The following is a 1,326-nucleotide window of genomic DNA, read 5'->3' on the forward strand; positions in this document are numbered from 1 at the left end:
CGCGTGAAGCCGGCCGCGTTCGCCTACCACGCCCCCGGGAGCGTCGACGAGGCGCTCGCCACGCTCGCCGAGCTCGGGCACGACGGCAAGGTGCTCGCGGGGGGCCAGAGCCTGATCCCCCTGCTGAACATGCGTCTGGCTGCACCCCCCGCACTCGTCGACATCGAACGCCTCGACGAGCTCGACGTGATCGAGGTCACCGCTGCCAGCGTGCGGGTCGGGGCGCGCGTCCGCCACGCACGGTTGCACCGCGACGCCGAGGTGGCACGTGCCATCCTCCTGCTGCGGCAAGCCCTCGCCTGGGTCGCCCACCCAGTGATCCGCAACCGAGGCACCAGCCTCGGCTCGATCGTGCACGCCGACCCGGCGGCCGAGCTGCCTGCGGTGCTCGCGCTGCTCGGCGGCAGCGTCGAGCTCGCCTCCACCGCCGGCACCCGCACGGTCAGCGCCGCGGACTTCCTGGTCGGCCCACTGGAGTCGGACCTCCGCCCCGGCGAGCTGGCGATCGCGGCGACCTTCCGGCGCCCGGCGCCCGGCACCGGCAGCGCGTTCGTCGAACTCTCCCGCCGCCACGGCGACTACGCGCTGGCTGGCGTCGGCGTCACGGTCCACCTCGACGCGGACCGCCACGTCACCGACGCGCGCGCGACGTTCATCGGGGTGACCGACGTCCCCGCCGTCATCGACCTCACCTCGACGCTCGCGGGGCAGGCGGGTGACGCGCTCGACCTCGATGCAGCGAGGCAAGTCGCTGACCCGACGCTCGCGCCCGACGCCGACATCCACGCCACGGCCGAGTACCGCCGCCACCTGGCCGGCGTGCTGCTCGGCCGCGGGCTCGAGGCAGCGGCCGCCCACGCCGCCGAGGGGAGCGCCGCGTGACCGCCACCGTCGCCACCACGACCACGCACGACGCGACCGGCCGGTGCGCAGCTCACCACGCGCCCACCACTGAGCACGCCCCCACCGTGCACGCCGCCGACGTGGAGGGCTCCGCGTGACCGAGCCGCTGCACGAGATCACCGTCACGGTCAACGGGGCTCCCCGGACCGCGGCGGCACCCGCTCGGCGGCTGCTGTCGGACTTCCTCCGTCACGACCTGGAACTGACCGGCACCCACGTCGGCTGCGAGCACGGGGTCTGTGGCTGCTGCACGGTCCTGCTCGACGGCGACCCCGTCCGCAGCTGCCTGGTGTTCGCCGTCAGTGTCCGCGGCCGAGAGCTGACCACCGTCGAGGGGCTCGCGGCAGACGACGGCACCCTCCACCCGGTCCAGCAGGCCCTGCAGGACCACCACGGCCTGCAGTGCGGGTTCTGCACCCCCGG

At 74.8% G+C, this 1,326-nt stretch carries 2 protein-coding genes; both read left to right on the forward strand.

What is annotated here, in order from left to right:
• Nucleotides 1-882, forward strand: an 882-nt coding sequence (locus WEB03_RS07375; RefSeq protein WP_368070303.1) for a xanthine dehydrogenase family protein subunit M, incomplete at its 5' end; no start/stop codon positions are given.
• A 115-nt stretch (nt 883-997) separates the two neighbouring features.
• A partial coding sequence (locus WEB03_RS07380) for a (2Fe-2S)-binding protein (protein ID WP_368070304.1) occupies nt 998-1,326 on the forward strand: 329 nt, incomplete at its 3' end.

Origin of the sequence: Nitriliruptor sp. (assembly GCF_040882075.1) — a bacterium.
In the GTDB taxonomy this organism is placed as follows: Bacteria; Actinomycetota; Nitriliruptoria; order Nitriliruptorales; family Nitriliruptoraceae; genus Nitriliruptor.